We start from the raw sequence: 19,819 nt of genomic DNA on the forward strand, positions 1-19,819 counted from the left end.
GTCCTGACCCGTCGTACCGGGTACGACGAGTCAGTACCCTGGTCCACGCAACCCCACCGACCCGGGGGTTTCCCCGGTACGCCACGTCAGCCGCCGGGTCCAGCGGGCGCGGCTGGCCGACTCAGCGGGCCAGCCAGCCGCCGTCCACCGCCAGGACCTGGCCGTGCACGTAGTCGGCGGCGGTGGACGCCAGGAACACGACGGCACCACCGATGTCCTGTGCCGTGCCCCAGCGCCCGGCCGGGATCCGGGCGGAGATCTGCTCGGACCGCACGGGGTCCCGCAGGAGGGCCTCGTTCATCTCCGTGTCCATGTACCCCGGGGCGACGGCGTTCACGTTCACGCCCTGTCCGGCCCACTCGTTGCAGAGCGCCTTCGTGAGCTGCGCCACCGCACCCTTGCTCGCCGCATAGGCGGGCACGGTGATCCCGCCCTGGAAGCTCAGCAGCGACGCCACGTTGACGACCTTGCCGCGCCCGCGCTCGAGCATCGGCCGGCCGAAGAGCTGGCACAGCCGGAACACCGCGCGCAGGTTGACCTGCAGCACGGCGTCCCAGGCGTCGATCGGGAAGTCCACCGCCGGGTACCGGTCCTGCGTGCCCGCGTTGTTGACGAGGATGTCCACCTCGCTCTCCGCCAGCACCTGGGCCGCTGCCGCCTCGACGGACGCCAGATCGGCCAGGTCCACCGGCACGAACCGCAGGGCGCGCCCGCGTGCGGCCGCGTATTCGGTCAGCTCCCCGCCCGGGCCGGACCGCGCCAGGACCACCACGTCGGCGCCCGCGTCGAGCAGGGAGCGCGTGATGCCCTCACCGAGCCCGCGCGCGCCGCCGGTGACGACCGCTGTCGCACCCTCCATGGAGAACGGTCCGGCGGCCGACGTCGCACCGCGCCCGCCGCCCGTCATACCGACTCTCCCGCCGGGGCGACCAGCACCTTGAGCGCCGCTCCCCCGTCGGCCGCCGCGGCCACGGCCGCCGACACCTCCGCGAGCGGGAAGACCTGGACCGGCACGCGGTCCAGGCCGAGCGCCTCGTCGGCGACCAGCTCGATCGCGCGCACGACGTCGGCCCGTGTGTAGACGCGCACCCCGCGCACGGACAGCTCCTTGAAGCAGACCGCCTGGAGGTCGACGGGTGCGGGCTTCTTGTGCACGCCCACCACCACGACCGAACCCAGCACGCGCGTCGCGGCGGTCAGCTCCGGCGTCACCGCCGGATGCCCTGCCGCATCGAACGTGATGTCGGCGCCTTCCGCGCCGGTGTGCTCGAGCACCACGTCCGTGAGGGTCCGGTCCGCGGGGACGACCGTGAGCCCGAGATCGGCGAGGACACCGCGCCGCCAGGCCGACGGCTCGCTCACGATGACCCGGTCCGCACCCGCGTGCCGGGCGACCAGCGCCGTGAGCACGCCGATCGGCCCGCCACCGGCCACCGCGACGACGTCGCCGGGGCGGACTCGCGCGGTGCTGACCGCGTGCACCGCGACCGCGAGCGGCTCGACGAGGGCACCCACGCGCGGGTCCACGCCGTCGGGCAGCCGGTGCAGCACCGCCGGCGGCAGCGCCACGTACTGCGCCAGACCACCCGGCGCGTCGATACCGTAGAGCTGCAGGTCGCGGCACACATGAGTGGCACCCGACCGGCAGGCGCGACACTCCCCGCAGGAGATCAGCGGTTCGACGACGACCGTCGCACCGGCGTCCGGCCCGCCGTCACCCGGAGTGACCACGGTCCCGACGATCTCGTGCCCGGGCACGAGCCCGGCCTCGGCCCGCGGGTGGGCGCCGTGCACGATCGCCAGGTCGGTGCCGCAGATGCCGTTGTACAGCACGCGCACCAGCGCCCAGCCCTCCGGCACCTGCGGGACCGGGAGGTCGCGCACGCTCATCGTGTCTGCCGCCTCCCACACGGCGGCGGTCATCGTGGTCGGGATGGTCGGCATCTCAGGCTCCGATCGACTGGGTGGCCAGGTGCGCGGTGCGTCCGCGCCCCCAGGCCTCGGGGTTCACCACCTCGCGCGGCGGGCTGCCCGCCAGCACGTCGACGACGTTCTGCGCCGTGCGCCGCTTCAGCTCGCGGTAGGACTCCTCCGTGTACCAGGCGAGGTGCGGCGTGAGCACCACGTTGTCGAACCGGGTCAGCGGGTGGTCCGTCGGCAGCGGCTCGGCGTCGTGCGTATCGATCGCGGCCCCGCCGATCACGTCCTGGTCGAGCGCCGCGACCAGCGCGTCGGTGTCCACGACACCGCCGCGTGCGGTGTTCACGATCACGGTCGTGGGCCGCATCAGCGCGATCTGCTCCGGCCCGATCATGCCGCGCGTGCCCTCGTGCAGTGGCACGTGCACGGACACGACGTCGGAGGCCGCGCACAGCTCCTCGAGCGTGACGGCCCGCACGCCGCGGTAGTCGGTCCCGGGTGTCGCGAGCACGTCGAAGCCCACGACGTCGTAGCCCAGCCCGGCCGCCTTGCGCGCCGTGGCGCGCCCGATCCGGCCCAGCCCGACGACGCCGAAGGTGCGACCGGCGATCTGGTGCAGCGGGCGCACCCTGGGCAGGTCGACCCGGCCGGCGCGCACCCCGCGGTCGAGCAGCGGGATGCCACGCACCACCGCGAGCGCCATGCCGATGGCGTGGTCCGAGACCGCCTCGGTGCCGTAGTCGGGCACGTTGCAGACCGCGATGCCCCGCTCGGTCGCCGCCTGGACGTCCACCGAGTCCACGCCGACGCCGTAGCGGCCGATGACGCGGAGGCGCGGGAGGGCGTCCATGAGCGCGCCGTCGATCGTCGCGTACTGCACGAGGATCCCGTCGGCGTCGGCGCAGGCGCTCTCCAGCGCCGCACGGTCGGTGGCCTGTTCCACGCGGAACGTCGCCCCGGCCGTGCGGGCGACCTCCTCCTCCTGGAGGAACGCGTCGTGGTCGCACTCGGTGACCACCAGCGTCGGGGCCGAACCCGTGGCTGGCGCCGTCGAGGCGGTCATCGGGCCAGCCATCCGCCGTCGACGGGGAGGATCGCGCCGTGCACGTAGTCCGACGCGGGGGCGGCGAGGTAGAGCACCGCGCCGGCGATGTCCTCCGGGGTGGCCCAGCGGCCCGCCGGGATGCGCCCGAGGATCTCGGCGTTGCGGTGCGCGTCCGCACGCAGGGCGTCGGTGTTGGCGGTGGCGACGTACCCCGGAGCCACCGCGTTGACGTTCACGCCCCGGCCGGCCCACTCGTTCGCGAGCGCCTTGGTGAGGCCGGCGAGCGCCGACTTCGACGAGGTGTAGCCGGGCACGTTGACGCCGCCCTGGAAGCTCAGCATCGAGGCGGTGTTGATGATCTTGCCGTAGCCCCGCGCGAGCATGGAGCGACCGACCTCACGCGAGAGCGTCCAGGCGGACCGCAGGTTCACCTCGACCACGTGGTCGAAGTCGGCGTCGGGGTGCTCGGCGGCCGGTGCCCTGCGGATGGTGCCGCCGTTGTTGACGAGCACGTCCACCTCCAGCCCGGCGAGCCGCTCACCCAGGTCGGCTACGGCCGCCCGGTCCGAGAGGTCGGTGGCGATCGGTGTGAACCGGCGGCCGGCCGCCTCGACGGCCCGGCGGGCGTCGGTGTCGCCGTCCGCCATGGTCGTGCTGATGCCGACGACATCGGCTCCCGCCTGCGCCAGGAGGGTCGCGATGCCGAGCCCGATGCCCTTGCTCGCCCCCGTCACGGCGGCGGTGCGGCCGGTCAGGCTGAACATGCGGGCCAGGACCGGGTCGGTGTCGGGTGCGGTGGTGCTCGTAGTGCTCACGTGTGGTTTCTTTCGTCAGGGTCCGGGTCGGTCCCGGCCGGGCACGGGGTGCCCTACCGGTCGCCCCCGAGTGCGTGGGTGATGTCGGCGGCCGTCTTGCGCAGGTCGCCGGCCATCGCGGCGAGCTGTCCCTCCGTGTGCTCGAGGGCGAGCGAGGAGATGGACAGCCCGTAGTTGGAGTGCCCCGTGTGGTCGCGGACGGCGGTGCCGATGCAGACGACGCCCGGGACGTTCTCCTCGCGGTCGAACGCATAGCCGTCCTCGCGGATGTCGGCGAGCTCGGCACGGAGGTCGTCCAGGGTGGTCAGGCTCCGGGCGGTCCGCCGGGGGAGCCCGGCCCGGTTGACGAAGCGTTCGAGCGCGTCGTCGTCGAGCCGGGCCAGGATCGCCTTGCCGATCGCCGAGGTGTGCAGCGGGATCGCGGCGCCGACGCGGGACGGCATCCGGTAGGGCTTGTCGGAGTCCGTGCGGACCACGTAGATGATCTCGTCGCCGCTGCGTACGCCGACGTGCACGGTGCACTGCACGCGGCGCACCAGGTCGTCGACGTACGGCTGGACGATCAGCGAGATGTCCACCCGGTCGTAGGCGAGTCCGGCGAGCGACAGGATCTTGGGACCGGGCACGTGCGTGCCGCCGTCGGCGACGCGGATGAAGTCCCGGTCGACGAGCGTGGTGAGGATCCGGTGGACCGTCGCCTTGGGTAGGTGCACCGCGGTCACGATCTCGCTGAACCGCTCGTGCGTCATCGCCGCCTCGAGCACCATCAGCGTCTTCTCGCTCGCCGTCGTCGCCTCGCTCATCACTGCCTCCTCGTCGTCACCGCATCGTGGACACGTCGAAGCCGTCCATGTCGTCGAACGCCTGGTTCTCGCCGGCCATGGCCCACACGAAGGAGTATGCGGCGGTACCCACCCCGGAGTGCACGGACCAGCTGGGTGAGATCACGGCTTCGCGGTCGCCGATGACGAGGTGCCGGGTCTCGGTGGGCTCACCCATGATGTGGATGACCCGGGCCTCGGCTGGCAGGTCGAAGTAGAGGTAGCACTCGGTGCGCCGGTCATGGGTGTGCGCGGGCATCGTGTTCCACATGGAACCGGGGTGCAGGGTGGTGACACCCATGACCACCTGGCACGACTGCACGCCGTTCTCGTGGATGTACTGGTTGAGCGTGCGGCGGTTCGAGGTGAGCGGGTCGCCCAGCTCACGCACCGTGCCCTGCCCGGGCGGCACGAGAGTGGTCGGGTAGGCGGTGTGCGCCGGCGCCGAGAACAGGTAGAACCGTGCGGGTCCGGCCTCCGCCGTCGGCTCGTCCGAGGCGAGCACCACGTCGGCGGCACCCCGGCCCACGTACAGGCAGGCACCGTGGTCCAGCCGGTGCTCGGTCCCGTCCACCGTGATGGTGCCGGGGCCGCCCACGTTGACGATGCCCGCCTCCCGGTGCTCGAAGAACTGCTCCGAGCGGATCTCGGGGTAGCCCGGCAGGGTCAGCGGGGCCGAGACCGGGCTGATGCCGCCGAGGACCACCCGGTCGTGGTGGGTGTACACCGTGCGGATCTCGTCGTCGACGAAGAGCTCGGGGACGAGGTACCGACGACGCAGGTCATCGGTGTTCATCCCGGGGACCTGATCGGGGGCGGTGGCGTATCGCTGTTCCAACTGGATGCCTCCTGGGCAGAGTAGAGAGGGCTAGAGGAGCCCGAGGACAGTGGGGAGCCACATCGACAGCGCGGGCGTCATCGCGACGACGAGGAGCAGGAGCACGAGCGCGACGAAGAACGGCACCATGCGGCGCACGATGCTCTCGATCGACATGTCCGCGACTCGTGCGCCGACGAACAGGACCGGACCGACGGGTGGCGTGATCGTGCCGATCGACAGCGCCATCACCATGAAGATGCCGAAGTGGACGGGGTCCATCCCGAATGCCGTGACGACGGGCAGAAAGATCGGCGCGAAGATCAGGACGGCCGGGGTCGGGTCCATGAAGCACCCGATGAACAGCAGCAGCACCACGATCAGGACGATCAGCGCGTACGGGTTGCTGGTCACGGACAGCAGCGCGTCGGTGACGAGCTGCGGGATCTGTGCGAACGACATCACCCACGACATGGCGGCCGAGACGCCCACCAGGAACATCACGATCGACGTGGTGCGAGCGGACTCGAGCAGGATGCCGGCGAGGTCACGCACCTTGATCGCCCGGTACACGAACGCGAGCACGAGCGAGTAGACCACCGCGATGCAGGACGCCTCGGTCGGGGTGAAGAAGCCCGCCAGGATGCCGCCGATCACGACGACGATGAGCATCAGCGCCGGGAGCGCCTCGACCGCGACGCGCAGGCCGGCGGAGAGCGACAGCCGCTCCGTGACGCGCAGCTCGGGCCGCTTCCGGGCGTACAGGTGCACGATCACCATGCAGATCACGGCCCAGAGGATGCCCGGCACGTAGCCGGCCATGAAGAGCGCTGCGATCGACGTGCTCGACACGAGCGAGTAGACGATCATCAGATTGCTCGGCGGGATGATCATCCCGGACGGCGCCGACGCGATGTTCGTCGCAGCCGCGAAGTCCCGCGGGTACCCGTCGCGGGCCTGCAGCGGACCCATCGTCGACCCCACCGCGGCCACCGAGGCCACGGCGGAGCCGGAGACCGCGCCGAACATCGCGTTCGCCGCGACGTTCGTCTGGGCGAGCGACCCGGGGGCACGCCCGACCAGCATCTTGGCGAAGTTGACGAGCCGTAGCGCGATCCCGCCGTTGTTCATGATCACGCCGGCCAGGACGAAGAACGGGATCGCCAGCAGAGAGAAGTTGTTGATCCCGCGGAACATCTGCTGCGCGGACGTCAGCAGCCCGTTCTCGAAGCCCAGGGCCGTGATCGCCGCGGCAGCGGCAGACATACCCACCGCCACGGAGACCGGGACCCCCAGCACCAGGAGCACGACGATACCTACCACCAGGACAAGCCCGGCAAGAGCGGCCACCTCCATGTGTTCGACCTCCTCAGATGGCTTCCGGCTCGCCGTCGGCGGTGGCGTTCTCCACGCCCCGCACGACGGCCACCAGGTGGTAGACGGTGTAGAAGAGCACCAGGACTCCCGACAGCGGGAGCGCCAGGTACAGCCAGCCGACCTTCAGCGGCAGCCCGGGCATGCTCTGGTTCCAGGCGAGCTCGGAGACCTGCCATCCGCCGTAGACCAGCACGAGCACGGCGAAGGCCGCGATCACGATCTGGCCGAGTACGGCGTTCCACCGCTGCCAACGCTCGGGCATCTTGCGAACCAGCGCGTCGACCGCGATGTGCCCCCGCTCGCCGAAGACGAGTGCGGCACCGAAGAGCCCGAGCCAGATGAAGACGTACTTGGCGAGCTCCTCGGACCAGGTGCTCGGCGAGTTCAGCACCTGCCGGGAGAAGACCTGCCACACCACGACGAGCACCAGGGCCGCGAACAGCCCGACGCACAACCACCGCAGCGCGACATCAAGAGCTTGCTTGACGTATGTCATCGCTCGAGATCCTCAGCGCCGGGTCACTCGGCGGCCGCGCGGACCTTGTCGTACAGGTCCTTGGCGGTGTCGGTGGTCAGCTTCTCGTCCAGGAGCGGCTTGACGGCCTCCCGGAACGGCGCGATGTCGGGCTCGTTGAACTCGGCGCCGGCTTCCTCGGCAGCCGCCTGGCTCTCGGTCATGACCGTGGCCGTGAGCTCGCTCGACTCTTCGAACGCCGCCTGCAGCTCCTCGAGGAACACCGCGCGGTCCTCCTCGGACATCGAGTCGAAGATCTCGGGGCTCGTGATCAGAAGGTCCGGGATCATGAGGTGCTTCGTGTACGAGTAGTACGGCGCCACCTCGTCGTGCTTGAGGTTCGAGTAGATCGACTCGTTGTTCTCGCCGCCGTCGAGCACACCGGACTGGATGGCGGTGTAGACCTCGCCCTGCCCCATCGGCGTACCGGTGCCGCCCATGAGCTCGAGCATCCGCGTGTTGGTGTCCGACTCCATGACCCGGATCTTGAGACCGGAGAGGTCCTCGGGCTTCTCGATCGGGTGCGAGGAGTTGTAGACGCTACGGGTACCGGCGGAGAAGCCACCGAGCACGCGAATGTTCTGGTCCTCGATCGAGGTGTACAGGTCACCGGTGATCTCGGGGTCGTTGAGCACCGCTTCCTGGTGCTCCTGCGAGTCGTACACGTACGGCAGGTTCAGCGCGACGAAGTCGGGGTTGAAGTTCTCCAGCAGCGACCCGGCCACGAGCGCGAAGTCCACGGTGCCGGCCTGGACCAGCTCCACCGTGTCCTTCTGGGCACCCAGCGTCTCGTTCGGGAACACCTCGAGCGTGTAGCGTCCGTCGGTCCGCTCCGCGAGGTGCTCGCCGAGGTTCGTCATGGCGACGGCCTCGGGCTGGTCCGCGTTCTGGTTGAAGGCGACCTTGAAGACCGTCTCCGCCTCCGGCGCACCGGCGCCACCGGTGTTCTCGGCGCTTCCCTCGGCCGGGGCCTCGAAGCCGCCGCCACAGGCCGTGAGCGCCACGGCCACGAGCGCCGCCGTGCCGGCGGCCGCCATCTTCTTGAGCCTCATCGCTTCTCCTTCTGCTCAACATCGAGCGGACGTTCTATCGGTGCAAGATCCGCCTAGCGGAACTGAGTTCTGTCGTACGGAACCATCCGCGCGGTGAACATGTCAAACCGGCCCCCCACGGCCGCCCGGCCTGCCGCCCGCCCACGGCCGCCCACGCGTTCGGCAATACGTCAGGTGGTCGGCAGCCCGGGCTGCCGACCACCTGACGTATTGCCGAACGCTTCGACGTACTGCGACCACGCGCGAAGGCCCGGCCACCCCTGGTGGGGTGACCGGGCCTTCGCGGTCGGTCTGACTACCGGACGATCACGCCCCGCCGGCCGCCATCTGGCCCGACGGCGGCAGGTCCCGCGGCACCAGTCCGGCGCCCGCGGGCACCGACTGCGGCTCGGCCGGGGTCGGACGACGACGCTCGTCGCGCTCCACACCGCGGAACGTGAACTCGCCGAGGATGCCCTCGCCCTCGCCGTCGATGATGACCACCTGACCGGAGCTGAGCTCACCGAACAGGATCTTCTCGGACAGCGCGTCCTCGATCTCCCGCTGGATCGCCCGCTTGAGCGGACGGGCACCGAGGACCGGGTCGTAGCCCTTCTCCGCCAGCAGGTGCTTGGCGGCCGGGGTGAGCTCGAGGCCCATGTCGCGGTCACGCATACGACGGTCGAGCTTCGCGATCTCCAGGTCGACGATCTCGATGATCTCGTCCTGCGAGAGCTGCGGGAACACGATCGTGTCGTCGACGCGGTTGAGGAACTCCGGCCGGAAGTGCTGCTTGAGCTCCTCGTTGACCTTCGCCTTCATGCGCTCGTAGGAGGTCACCAGGTCGCCGCCGGCGTTGAAGCCGGTCTGGACGCCCTTGGCGATGTCCCGCGTGCCCAGGTTGGTCGTCATGATGATGACGGTGTTCTTGAAGTCCACCACTCGACCCTGCGAGTCGGTGAGTCGACCGTCCTCGAGCACCTGCAGCAGCGAGTTGAAGATGTCGGCGTGCGCCTTCTCCACCTCGTCGAACAGGACCACGGAGAACGGCTTGCGACGCACCTTCTCGGTGAGCTGGCCACCCTCGTCGTAGCCGACGTATCCGGGCGGGGAGCCGAACAGTCGCGAGACCGTGTGCTTCTCCGAGAACTCGGACATGTCGAGCTGGATGAGCGCGTCGTCGTCACCGAACAGGAACTCGGCGAGCGCCTTGGCGAGCTCGGTCTTACCGACACCCGTGGGGCCGGCGAAGATGAACGAGCCACCGGGACGCTTCGGGTCCTTGAGCCCGGCGCGCGTACGGCGGATGGCCTGCGACAGCGCCTTGATCGCCGCCTCCTGGCCGACGACCCGCTTGTGGATCTCCTGCTCCATGTGGAGCAGCCGGCTGGACTCCTCCTCGGTGAGCTTGACGACCGGGATGCCCGTGGACATCGCCAGCACCTCGGCGATCAGCTCGTCGTCGACCTCTGCGACCGTGTCGAGGTCGCCCGACTTCCAGGCCTTCTCCTTGTCCGCGCGGACCTGCGTGAGCTGCTTCTCCTTGTCACGCAGCCCGGCGGCCTTCTCGAAGTCCTGCTCGTCGATCGCCGACTCCTTCTCGCGGCGCGCCTCGGCGATGTTCTCGTCGAGCTCCTTGAGCTCCGGCGGCGCCGTCATGCGACGGATGCGCAGGCGGGCACCGGCCTCGTCGATCAGGTCGATCGCCTTGTCCGGGAGGAACCGGTCGTTGATGTACCGGTCGGCGAGCGTCGCCGCGGAGACCAGCGCCGAGTCCGTGATGGACACGCGGTGGTGTGCCTCGTAGCGGTCGCGCAGACCCTTGAGGATCTCGATGGCGTGCTCGAGCGACGGCTCGGAGACCTGGATCGGCTGGAAACGACGCTCCAGGGCCGGGTCCTTCTCGACGTACTTGCGGTACTCGTCGAGCGTGGTGGCGCCGATGGTCTGCAGCTCGCCCCGAGCCAGCATGGGCTTCAGGATGGAGGCGGCGTCGATGGCACCCTCGGCGGCACCCGCACCCACCAGGGTGTGGATCTCGTCGATGAACAGGATGATGTCGCCGCGCGTGCGGATCTCCTTGAGCACCTTCTTGAGGCGCTCCTCGAAGTCACCGCGGTAGCGCGAACCGGCGACCAGCGCGCCGAGGTCCAGCGTGTACAGCTGCTTGTCCTTGAGCGTCTCCGGGACATCGCCCTTGACGATGTCCTGTGCCAGGCCCTCGACGACGGCCGTCTTGCCGACGCCGGGCTCGCCGATCAGCACCGGGTTGTTCTTGGTGCGACGGGACAGGACCTGCATGACCCGCTCGATCTCCTGCGTACGACCGATGACCGGGTCCAGCTTGCCCTCGCGCGCGGCCTGGGTGAGGTTACGGCCGAACTGGTCGAGCACGGCCGAGCCCGCGGGCTGACCCTCCTGGGGACCGCCTGCGGAGACGGGCTCCTTACCCTGGTAGCCGCTCAGCAGCTGGATGACCTGCTGGCGCACCTTGTTCAGGTCGGCACCCATCTTGGTGAGCACCTGTGCTGCGACGCCCTCACCCTCGCGGATGAGACCGAGCAGGATGTGCTCGGTACCGATGTAGTTGTGGCCGAGCTGCAGCGCCTCGCGGAGCGACAGCTCAAGCACCTTCTTGGCACGCGGCGTGAACGGGATGTGCCCGCTCGGCGCCTGCTGACCCTCACCGATGATCTCGGTGACCTGGGTGCGGACGCCGTCGAGCGAGATCCCCAGCGACTCGAGCGCCTTGGCCGCTACACCCTCACCCTCGTGAATGAGGCCGAGCAGAATGTGCTCCGTGCCGATGTAGTTGTGGTTCAGCATCCGCGCCTCTTCTTGGGCGAGGACGACGACCCGACGGGCGCGATCCGTAAATCTCTCGAACATGTGCTGCTCCCTCACGAGCGGCGTACACCTGCACCGGCGGTACCAGGCCTGACCGCAACGACTCTATGCGGTCCCAACGCGCCCATGGGCCGGTTGATGCCCATGTTCGCCAGGGGCGTGACGATGTCGGGCACCGGAGGGGTGCGGAGCATCCCAACCCGGGACGACACGCCCGGGCACCGCCTCTTGCTGGCGAGTCCGGGCTGATTCCGAACCGATTCTGGCGGAGGTCGTTGACGGGTCCCCTCGCACCCGGCAGTCTCGTTGTCAGACCCGCACCCACCCCGGGGAGGCCACATGGCGGACGAACCGAGCCCGACCCCCGAGTCCTGGGAACAGATCGTCGCGCGCTTCGCCCGGTTCTCGGGCGTCGTCGGCGAGGTGGACGACCCGCTGACCTGGGGACTCGACCTCGTCGAGGAAGAGGTCACCGGCGCTTCCGACAGCACGGACCCCACCGAGGAACGCTTCCTGCGCTCCTACCGCACGTTCTCCGGCGAGACCGTCGAGGTCGAGACCCTCCGCGTACCCGCGACGCCGGCGCAGATCGAGGACATCGTCCGCGCCGCCTGCAGCGGCGCGCTCGTCGCGCCCCTGCACGCCGACGTGGACCCGTCCGCACCACCGGAGATCGCCGACGTGACCGAGCTGGCCGAGTCGTACCAGGACTACCGCAGCGCGATGCGGGCGATCGTCGCCGAGGTCGACGACGTGCCGTGCGAGACCCGGCAGTTCCAGATCGACGGCGCGAGCACGCGCTGCATGCGCGTCACCGTGCGCGACGTGACGGCCGTCTATTCCCCGGCCGCCGACCGTGCCGTGGTGGTGACCGGCCCCGTGGACCTGGTGGACCGGGTGGACGTCATCACGCGTCCGATCCGCAACCTGCTGCACGGCGAGGAAGGCCCCCGCTTCTGACGTGCTCGCACGTGCGGCGGTAGGATCGCCGCCGTGATACCAGTCACTGGCTCCGCCGCAACGCCGCGGCCGACGGTGCGAGACGTCCCGGCACGGCGCCGGACCCGGCGGCTCGCGCCCCTGCTGGCGGCACTCGCCCTGGTGGGCGTCGGCACCCTCGGGCAGCCTGCGGCGGCCGGCGAACGCTCCCACGACGACATCTGGGTCAACGCGGACGGCGTCGCGTTCCAGCGGGGCAGCGAGAGCGACGAGGTCGCCTACGTCGTCCGACCCGTCGGCGAGCGCCGAGGCGGGCAGGCGTACTCCCGCGACCTCACCCGGGACGAGCAGAACCACGGCTGGACCATGTTCTGGGAGGCCCGGCAGGCGTATCCGGACGGCTACTGCGTGGTGTGGGTGGAGGTCGAGGACGCGAGCAGCTGGCACGAGTCGCAAGGCAACAGCGCGTGCACGGCGGACCAGCCGACCGCGGCGTCGACCCCCACACCGACCCCCGCCCCGACCCACACCGCCACGAAGGCCGACAAGCCGGCATCTGCGCCCGTCGCGACGCCGAAGCCGAGGCCCAGGCCGGAACCCGCACGGCCGACGGCCACGGCAGTCCCGCCGACGCCCTCTGCCGCGCCGGTCCCCACCCCGGCCGCGACGCCGACGCCGTCCCCCACGCCCAGCGCGACGCCCTCCCCGTCCCTGTCGAGCTCACCGAGCCCCTCGCCCACGCCGTCCGAGGAGGAGCTCGACCAGGGCATGGTCGAACGGCAGGGCGTGCAGGCGCGGGCGGTCTCGGCGGAGGAGGGCGAGGTCATCTCCCCGCTCGGCTGGGTCGCCGTGCTCGGCAGCGGTGCGCTCCTGACGACCGGCGGTCTGCTGCTGCTCTGGCGCCGCCTCACCTGACCGGTCCGCAGCGCACCGTCCGGTGCCCGGACGAGCGGGCGAGGCAGACTGGGTGCGTGACCACACCCGCAGGCCTCCTCCTCACCCCCGGCGCGGGCGCGAACCGCGACAGCCCTGCACTCGTCGCGGTGGAGCAGGCCCTGGCCGACGCCGCGCCACCGCTCCCCGTACGCCGGGCAGACTTCCCGTACCGCCTCGAGGGGCGGCGTATGCCGGACCGGGCGCCGGTCGCCGTCGCGTACCTGCGGGCCGAGGCCGGCACCTGGGCGGACGAGCTCGACGTCCCGACCGACCGGCTGCTCCTGGGCGGCCGGTCGTACGGCGGGCGGATGTGCTCGATGGCCGTGGCGGAGGGCCTGCCCGCCGCCGGCCTGGTGCTGCTCAGCTATCCGTTGCACCCGCCGGGCCGCCCGGAGAAGCTCCGCGTGGAGCACTTCGGGCAGATCGGGGTGCCCACGCTGTTCGTGTCCGGGGACAAGGACCAGTTCGGCACCCCCGACGAGCTCGCCGAGCACGTCGCGGCGATCCCCGGACCGGTCACGACCGTGACGCTGTCCGGGGCCCACGACATGCGCGGCGTCGCGCGGCAGGCGGCCGTGGCGCAGGCGGTGGCGGACTGGGTGGCGAGCCTCTGACAGGTGCGGGGGACCAGTGCTCAGCGACCGCCCGCGGGCTTCTCCGGGTAGGACGGCGGGACCTTGTCCAGCTCGATGGCGATCCCGCGCCGCTCCGCGACGATGTGCGGTCGCTCCTCGTCGCGCTGCTCCAGGGCGTCCGCCTGCAGGTCCGCATCCAGATGGTCCCAGTAGAGGATGCCGTCCAGGTGCTGCGACTCGTGGATGAAGCAGCGGGCCAGGTACCCGGTGCCCGACAGCTGCACCGGCCCACCGTGCTGGTCCACGCCCCGCACGGTGGCCCCGCCCGGGCGCTCGAGCGGCTCGTAGGCGCCGGGCACGGAGAGGCAGCCCTCCTCCTCGGTCTCGGGCTCCACCTCGAGGTCCGTCTCGAGCACCGGGTTCACCACGTGCCCTACGTGCCGGTCCCCCGACGAGTCCGTGAGGTCGTACACGAACACCCGGAGGTCCACACCCACCTGCGGAGCGGCGAGGCCGACACCCTGCGCCGACTCCATGGTGGCGAACAGGTCGTCGATCAGCCGGGCGAGCTCCGGGGTCGAGAACTTCTCGACGGTCCGGGCCGGGGCGTGCAGCACCGGCTCGCCGATCTCGGTGATGCGCAGCACCCGGCCGCGGTCCACCTCGGGGGCCGTTGCCGGGTACTCCTCGACCGGCTCGCCGAGCAGATAGGTGACGGGCTTGCGCCGTCGGGCGCGGGTCCATGCCATAGGCACAGAGGGTACCTTCGACCCATGCCGTCCACGCCGATCCGCGACGCCGCGCGTGCTGCGGGATACGTCCTCGACGGGGCGCAGCTGGCCGCGGCGGAGCACCTCGACGACCTGCTGAGCGGCTTGGCCGACCGGCGCGGACGCCGGGGCCGCGACGACCGGCGGGGTGTCTACCTCTGGGGCCCGGTGGGCCGCGGCAAGACGTGGCTCCTCGACCGCTTCCACGGCCTCGCAGGTGGCCCGCGGTTCCACTTCCACGAGTTCTACCGGGCACTGCACGCCGAGGTATGGGCGCGCACCGGGCGGGCGGACGCGATGGACCGAGCCCTGGACGCGCTGCTCGGGGACGCGCGCGTGCTCTGCTTCGACGAGCTCCACCTGCACGACGCCGGCGACGCCATGCTGCTCTCCCGGGCCCTGCGCAAGCTGCTGGACCGCGGGGTGACGCTCGTCGCGACGTCGAACTACCCGACCCAGGGGCTGCTGCCGGACCCGCTGTTCCATGAGCTCGCCGTACCCCTCATCGACCTCCTGGAGGCGCAGCTGGACGTCCTGCCCGTCGACGGTCCGGTGGACTACCGCGAGCTCCGCGTGCCCGACGTCGTCCCGGCCGTACCGGGCTGGCGTGGCGGAACCGCCCTGGTCCCGGGCTCCGCCCGACAGCTCGCCGACGCCGGCCTGGTCCCGCCCGGCCCTCGCGAGGCGGTGGACGTCGCGCTCGGTGGCGGCCGGAGCGTGCGCGCGCTCCGGGCCTCGGCCGGTGCGGTGTGGTTCGACTTCGCCGGCCTGTGCGCCGCGCCGGTTTCGGCGCTGGACATGCTGTCGCTCGCCGAACGGTTCGGGCGGTGGGTGGTGTCCGACGTCGTGCCGTTCGCCGACTGCCACGTGAACACCCAGCAGCGGTTCGTGAGCCTCGTGGACGTGCTGTACGACCGTGACGTACCACTGGTGCTCACGGCCCCGGACCCGCTCGACGAGGTGCTCGCGGTGCCGGCCGGCCGCCCCGCGCCGCCCGACCTCGTCCGTGCGGCCAGCCGTCTGCGGCAGCTGCGGCAGGCCGCGCACCTGAGTGGCGCGCGTGACGGGTGACGCGGCGCTCCGGGACCGCCTCCGGCGTCGGGCCGCACCCGCTGCCGCCGCAGTGGTGACCGTCGCGGCCGGGCTGTCCGTACGGTCGGTGCTGGGCGGCGACCTCGCGAAGTACGCGGGCGACGCGCTCTACGCGCTGCTGATCTTCTGGCTCGTGCTCGTCGTGGCGCCGCGCAGCCGGGCCTGGGTGGCCGCTGCCGTGGCGTTCGGGGTGAGCGTGGCGGTCGAGCTCTTCCAGCTCACCGGGGTCCCCGCGGGGCTCGGCGCGCGGAGCACGCTCGCCCGGCTGGTGCTCGGCACCACGTTCAACGCGCCGGACCTTCCGTTCTACGCCGTAGGTGCGGTGGCCGGGTGGGCCCTGTACCGGACCGCCCGAGGCATCCGGGCGGCGCAGCGGCGCCATCCCGCCCCACGGTCCCGCTAAGCGGGACCCGACAGCCCGCGCAACGCGTGCCGCACGATCGCCCGCACGCCGTCCGGGGTGAGATCGCCGGACCGCTCCGTCCAGCGTCGGGTGACCGGCGCGAAGATCAGGTCGACGGCCAGATCGAGGTCGACGTCCGGGTCGAGATCACCGATCATCTGCGCCCGGCGCAGCCGCCGCCGCTTGAGCTCCCGCATCGGTTCGTCCAGCCGCTCCCGATAATCCTGGCTGAGCGCCGGGTCCTCGATGATTGCCGCCGTGAGGCCGCGCAGCGCACGGTCGAACGCGGGGTCGGCGAACTCCTCGACCGTGGCGACCAGCACGGCGGTCAGATCGGCCTCGAGGTCGCCGGTGTCAGGCAGGTCCGCAGGCTCGCCCGGTCCGAGCGAGCGCTCGAGCACGGCGTCCAGCACCAGGGCGCCCTTGTTCGGCCACCACCGGTAGATCGTCTGCTTGCCGACGCCGGCGCGTGCCGCCACCTTCTCGATGGTCAGCCGCGCGTAGCCGAGCTCGGCGACGACCTCGAAGGTCGTGGCGAGGATCGCCGCGCGGGTGGCGGGGTTGCGGCGCCGCCCCGTGGACGGCTGCAGTGCGTTCGGCATGCGGGAACGGTACCGCACAGAGACGAGACGTTCCGTATTGACAAAACGAGCGAGCCTTGTCATCGTTCTTGGCGAGACGCTCCGTCTCGACAATATTCGAGGGGATATCGCCATGACCGAACCGACCACCTCCGCACAGCCGCGCACCTGGTTCATCACGGGAGCGAGCCGCGGCCTCGGCCGCGCCTTCACCGATGCGGCTCTGGCCGCGGGCGACCAGGTCGCGGCGGTGTCCAGGACGACCCGGGAGGACGACACCCGCGACGGGCTCCTCCAGATCGTCACGGACGTCCGGGATCCGGCGTCGGTGGGCGCCGCCGTGGAGCGCGCCGTCGACGCCTTCGGTCAGCTCGACATCGTGATAAACAACGCCGGAACCATGTCGTACGGGTTCGTGGAGGAGTTCAGCGAGGCCCAGGTACGCGCCCAGCTGGAGACCAACTTCTTCGGAGCCGTGTGGGTGACCCAGGCCGTGGCGCCGGTGCTCCGCCGGCAACGGTCCGGCCACCTCATCCAGATCTCCAGCATCGGCGGCCTCGCCGGGTTCGCGGGCACCGGCCTCTACAGCGCGAGCAAGTTCGCACTGGAGGGCCTGAGCGAGGCGGTGGCGCACGAGCTCGCCGACTTCGGTGTCGACGTCACGATCGTGCAGCCGGGCGGCTATTGGACCGACCTGTACACCGCCATGGACCTGGCCGCGCCGCTTCCGGACTACGACCCGCTGCGGGACCGGCTGGCGGCCCAGTTCGCGGAGAACAGCGTGGACAGCGACCCGAGGCGTGCCGCCGAGGCGATCCTGAAGCTGGCCGCCAGCCCTCGCCCGCCGCGGCGGCTGCTGCTCGGCGGCACGGCCTACGACATCGCGTTCCAGGTCACGGACGAGCGGCGGCGGATCTGGCAGGAGTGGGAATCCGTGAGCCGCGCGGCGGAGGAGGCCGTTCCCGCGCCGCAGCACTAGGAACACCGGCCGGCCGGCTCCGACCGCTCGTGGTGCGGCCGGCCGTGTCACATACGGGACTCGCCTGTCGTCGGCGGTACAGACAGTCACATCTGCTTGAGGAGAACCGTATGAACATCGCGCTGTGGACAGTCGCCGGCCTGCTCGCCATCGTCTATGTGGGTAGCGGCGGGCTCAAGATCATCGCGAGCAAGGAGCGGATCGCCGCGACGGGCGCCGCTGCGGGCTGGGTCGAGGACTTCAAGCCCCGCACCATCAAGACCATCGGAGTGCTGGAGCTGCTGGGTGGCCTCGGGCTCGTGCTGCCGGCGCTGCTCGGCATCGCGCCCGACCTGGTGCCCTTGGCTGCCCTGGGCCTCGCGATGATCATGGTCGGCGCGGCAATCACGCGGATCAGCCGGCGCGAGTACAAGTTCATGCTGGCGGACCTGGCCTACCTGGTGCTGATCGCCTTCGTGGCGTGGGGCCGCTTCGGACCGGAGGCGTTCGTCGCCTGACCTCGTGTGGACGCGAAGAGACGGCGCGCCGCACACCGCACGCATGCTAAAGGGCCCGGAACCGTTGTGGTTCCGGGCCCTTCGCGCGACGAGCCGCCTATCGGAATCGAACCGATGACCTATTCATTACGAGTGAATCGCTCTACCGACTGAGCTAAGGCGGCGTGCGCACCGCGAGCCGGTACGAACCGGATCGGTGAGCGGCCCTCACTGTACCCAATGAGAGGCCCAGGTTTCAAAGCGAAACCGTGTGACGTCCTCGACCCGCTGGAACCGGGCCCGCCCAGGTCAGCAGGTGAGGCCCTCCTCCGGGACCTTGCCCTCGACCAGGTAGTCCTCCACGGCCGTGCTGATGCAGGTGTTGGACCGTCCGTACGCCGTGTGCCCCTCACCCTCGTACGTCACCAGGGTGCCCGAGGAGAGCGTGTTCGCGAGCGACTCGGCCCAGCGGTACGGCGTGGCCGGGTCGTTGGTGGTACCGATGACGACGATCGGCGGTGCCCCCTTCGCAGCCGGGTCGAACTCCTGCTCCGCCGGCGGGTACGGCCAGTCCGTGCACTCGATGCCGGAGTAGCCGAACGACTCGCCGAGGGTCGGCGCCGCCTCCTCGATCTCGGCAGCCAGCTCTCGCATCTTCGCCATGTCCTCCTCGGCGCGGCCGTCGGCGCAGTTGATCGCGCGGAACGCCTCCTCGCTGTTGGACTTGAAGGTGCCGTCCGGGTTGCGGTCGTTGTAGACGTCGGCCAGGTAGAGCAGGTCATCGCCCGTGCCCTCCCCGAAGACCTCCTGCAGAGCCTGCGTGAGGAACGGCCAGGAGCCTTCGTCGTACATCGTCACGGCCACGCCGTAGAACGCGAGCTTCTTGGTCACGGACCGCTCGGTGGACGTCGGGATCGGGTTGGGCTCCGCGTTCTCGACCATCGACTGGATCTGCTGCAGGCCGCTGGTGACGTCACCGGTCAGCGGGCAGGAGCTGCTCGCCTGGCAGTCCGTCACGTAGGCGCGCAGCGCGCTCTCGAAGCCTTCCGCCTGCTGCAGCGCCACCTCGTCCGAGCCGAGCGTGATATCGAGCGCACCGTCGAGCACCAGCCGCCCGGTCCGGTCCGGGAACAGGCCCGCATAGGTGGCGCCGAGCTGGGTTCCGTAGGAGAAGCCGAGGAAGTTCAGCTCGTCGTCGCCGAGCACGCCCCGCAGCATGTCCATGTCTCGCGCGGCGGACTGGGTGTCCACGTGCTCCAGGAGCGGCCCCGTGTTCTCGGCGCAGGCCTGCCCCCAGGCCCGAACCGCGTCCTGCCGGTTCGCCAGACCCACCGGCGTGTACGGGTAGTCGGTGCTGAGGAACTCGTCCTTGCCTGCGTCGTCGAAACACTTGACGGGTGTCGACTGCCCCACGCCGCGGGGGTCGAAGCCCACGATGTCGAACGACGAGCGCAGCGACTGCCCGAACCGTGCCGGGTCACCGACGAAGTCGACACCGGACCCGCCAGGCCCACCAGGGTTGACGAGCAGCGATCCCGTCTTCTGCCCCGAGGCGGGGATGCGCTTGAGCGCGATCTCGATGCTGCCGGCCCCGGCATCGTGCCAGGAGAGCGGTGCGGAGGCCGTGGCGCACTGGAAGCCCTCGCCGCAGTCGGTCCATTCGAGTGACTGGCCGTAGAAGTCCTCGAACCCCTTGGGCGCGCCCTCCGTCGCCGAGCCGTCCGACTTGCCCACGTCCTCCAATGCCGTCTGCACCTTGGGCGGCGCACCGCAGGCGGCGAGGAGGAGGACGGTGGTGAGCAGCGTGGCGACGGCGGCCGCAGGCTGACGACGGCGGGCGGGGCGAATCACCCGCACAACCTATCGGTTGTGCTGGGAAGA

Annotated in this window: 20 protein-coding genes and 1 tRNA gene; 7 read left to right on the plus strand and 14 right to left on the minus strand. The window is 70.8% G+C overall.

Translation table 11 applies throughout. The features are described from left to right. Positions 1-121 precede the first annotated feature (121 nt). The 10 genes from ACFSL2_RS15110 to ACFSL2_RS15155 all read right to left on the minus strand — a co-directional run bounded on the left by ACFSL2_RS15110 (position 122) and on the right by ACFSL2_RS15155 (position 11,229). The gene (locus ACFSL2_RS15110) at positions 122-907 is read right to left on the minus strand and encodes an SDR family oxidoreductase (RefSeq protein WP_377198651.1); all 786 of its coding nucleotides are present in this window, start codon (positions 905-907) and stop codon (positions 122-124) included. After that, positions 904-1,944, minus strand: a complete 1,041-nt coding sequence (locus tag ACFSL2_RS15115) for a zinc-dependent alcohol dehydrogenase (RefSeq protein ID WP_377198652.1) — start codon at positions 1,942-1,944, stop codon at positions 904-906. The genes ACFSL2_RS15110 and ACFSL2_RS15115 overlap by 4 nt, the downstream gene beginning before the upstream one ends. 1 nt (position 1,945) lies before the next feature. Next, entirely contained in the window at positions 1,946-2,983 is a 1,038-nt protein-coding gene (locus ACFSL2_RS15120) for a C-terminal binding protein (RefSeq protein WP_377198653.1), read from the minus strand. Further along, on the minus strand, positions 2,980-3,729 hold the full coding sequence (locus ACFSL2_RS15125) for an SDR family oxidoreductase (protein ID WP_377200829.1): 750 nt from the start codon (positions 3,727-3,729) through the stop codon (positions 2,980-2,982). Before ACFSL2_RS15125 ends, ACFSL2_RS15120 begins: the two co-directional genes overlap by 4 nt. A gap of 104 nt (positions 3,730-3,833) precedes the next feature. Beyond that, positions 3,834-4,583, minus strand: a complete 750-nt coding sequence (locus tag ACFSL2_RS15130) for an IclR family transcriptional regulator (protein ID WP_377198654.1) — start codon at positions 4,581-4,583, stop codon at positions 3,834-3,836. Between the two features lie 16 nt (positions 4,584-4,599). After that, on the minus strand, positions 4,600-5,439 hold the full coding sequence (gene kduI, locus ACFSL2_RS15135) for a 5-dehydro-4-deoxy-D-glucuronate isomerase (protein ID WP_377198655.1): 840 nt from the start codon (positions 5,437-5,439) through the stop codon (positions 4,600-4,602). 30 nt (positions 5,440-5,469) lie between these two features. Next, a complete protein-coding gene (locus ACFSL2_RS15140; protein ID WP_377198656.1) occupies positions 5,470-6,774 on the minus strand; it encodes a TRAP transporter large permease in 1,305 nt (434 codons plus the stop codon). Between the two features lie 13 nt (positions 6,775-6,787). After that, positions 6,788-7,291, minus strand: coding sequence for a TRAP transporter small permease (locus ACFSL2_RS15145; RefSeq protein WP_377198657.1), 504 nt, complete (start codon positions 7,289-7,291; stop codon positions 6,788-6,790). A 23-nt stretch (positions 7,292-7,314) separates the two neighbouring features. Continuing rightward, positions 7,315-8,361, minus strand: a complete 1,047-nt coding sequence (locus ACFSL2_RS15150; protein WP_377198658.1) for a TRAP transporter substrate-binding protein — start codon at positions 8,359-8,361, stop codon at positions 7,315-7,317. A gap of 306 nt (positions 8,362-8,667) precedes the next feature. Further along, entirely contained in the window at positions 8,668-11,229 is a 2,562-nt protein-coding gene (locus ACFSL2_RS15155) for an ATP-dependent Clp protease ATP-binding subunit (protein ID WP_377198659.1), read from the minus strand. 297 nt (positions 11,230-11,526) lie between these two features. On the opposite strand from ACFSL2_RS15155, the gene ACFSL2_RS15160 reads away from it, so the two are divergent. Genes ACFSL2_RS15160 through ACFSL2_RS15170 form a run of 3 tightly spaced genes read left to right on the plus strand, consistent with a single transcriptional unit; the run spans position 11,527 to position 13,676 of the window. Continuing rightward, positions 11,527-12,147 (plus strand): hypothetical protein, encoded by a 621-nt coding sequence (locus ACFSL2_RS15160; protein WP_377198660.1) that lies wholly within the window; start codon positions 11,527-11,529, stop codon positions 12,145-12,147. A gap of 33 nt (positions 12,148-12,180) precedes the next feature. Continuing rightward, entirely contained in the window at positions 12,181-13,041 is an 861-nt protein-coding gene (locus ACFSL2_RS15165) for a hypothetical protein (protein ID WP_377198661.1), read from the plus strand. Positions 13,042-13,097: 56 nt separating this feature from the next. Beyond that, positions 13,098-13,676, plus strand: coding sequence for an alpha/beta hydrolase family protein (locus ACFSL2_RS15170; protein WP_377198662.1), 579 nt, complete (start codon positions 13,098-13,100; stop codon positions 13,674-13,676). A gap of 20 nt (positions 13,677-13,696) precedes the next feature. On the opposite strand, the gene def is transcribed toward ACFSL2_RS15170, so the two are convergent. Then, complete coding sequence (gene def, locus ACFSL2_RS15175) at positions 13,697-14,386, minus strand: peptide deformylase (protein ID WP_377198663.1); 690 nt, start codon at positions 14,384-14,386, stop codon at positions 13,697-13,699. Between the two features lie 24 nt (positions 14,387-14,410). Between def and zapE the strand changes: the two genes are divergently transcribed. Both zapE and ACFSL2_RS15185 read left to right on the plus strand, forming a co-directional pair. Beyond that, entirely contained in the window at positions 14,411-15,478 is a 1,068-nt protein-coding gene (gene zapE / locus ACFSL2_RS15180) for a cell division protein ZapE (protein WP_377198664.1), read from the plus strand. After that, positions 15,468-15,902, plus strand: coding sequence for a ribosomal maturation YjgA family protein (locus tag ACFSL2_RS15185; RefSeq protein ID WP_377198665.1), 435 nt, complete (start codon positions 15,468-15,470; stop codon positions 15,900-15,902). Before zapE ends, ACFSL2_RS15185 begins: the two co-directional genes overlap by 11 nt. Here ACFSL2_RS15185 and ACFSL2_RS15190 read toward each other — a convergent pair. Beyond that, a complete protein-coding gene (locus ACFSL2_RS15190) occupies positions 15,899-16,504 on the minus strand; it encodes a TetR/AcrR family transcriptional regulator (protein ID WP_377198666.1) in 606 nt (201 codons plus the stop codon). The two genes, ACFSL2_RS15185 and ACFSL2_RS15190, sit on opposite strands and share 4 nt — an antisense overlap. A gap of 112 nt (positions 16,505-16,616) precedes the next feature. Here ACFSL2_RS15190 and ACFSL2_RS15195 point away from each other — a divergent pair, with 112 nt between their 5' ends. Together ACFSL2_RS15195 and ACFSL2_RS15200 are read left to right on the plus strand one after the other, a co-directional pair. Continuing rightward, on the plus strand, positions 16,617-17,462 hold the full coding sequence (locus tag ACFSL2_RS15195; protein WP_377198667.1) for an SDR family NAD(P)-dependent oxidoreductase: 846 nt from the start codon (positions 16,617-16,619) through the stop codon (positions 17,460-17,462). A 110-nt stretch (positions 17,463-17,572) separates the two neighbouring features. After that, complete coding sequence (locus ACFSL2_RS15200; protein ID WP_377198668.1) at positions 17,573-17,959, plus strand: DoxX family protein; 387 nt, start codon at positions 17,573-17,575, stop codon at positions 17,957-17,959. A gap of 91 nt (positions 17,960-18,050) precedes the next feature. Here ACFSL2_RS15200 and ACFSL2_RS15205 read toward each other — a convergent pair. Both ACFSL2_RS15205 and ACFSL2_RS15210 read right to left on the minus strand, forming a co-directional pair. Beyond that, a tRNA-Thr gene (locus ACFSL2_RS15205) sits at positions 18,051-18,123 on the minus strand. 124 nt (positions 18,124-18,247) lie between these two features. Next, on the minus strand, positions 18,248-19,789 hold the full coding sequence (locus ACFSL2_RS15210; RefSeq protein ID WP_377198669.1) for an alpha/beta hydrolase: 1,542 nt from the start codon (positions 19,787-19,789) through the stop codon (positions 18,248-18,250). Positions 19,790-19,819 lie beyond the last annotated feature (30 nt).

The organism is Promicromonospora aerolata (genome assembly GCF_042682255.1).
Lineage (GTDB): Bacteria > Actinomycetota > Actinomycetes > Actinomycetales > Cellulomonadaceae > Promicromonospora > Promicromonospora aerolata.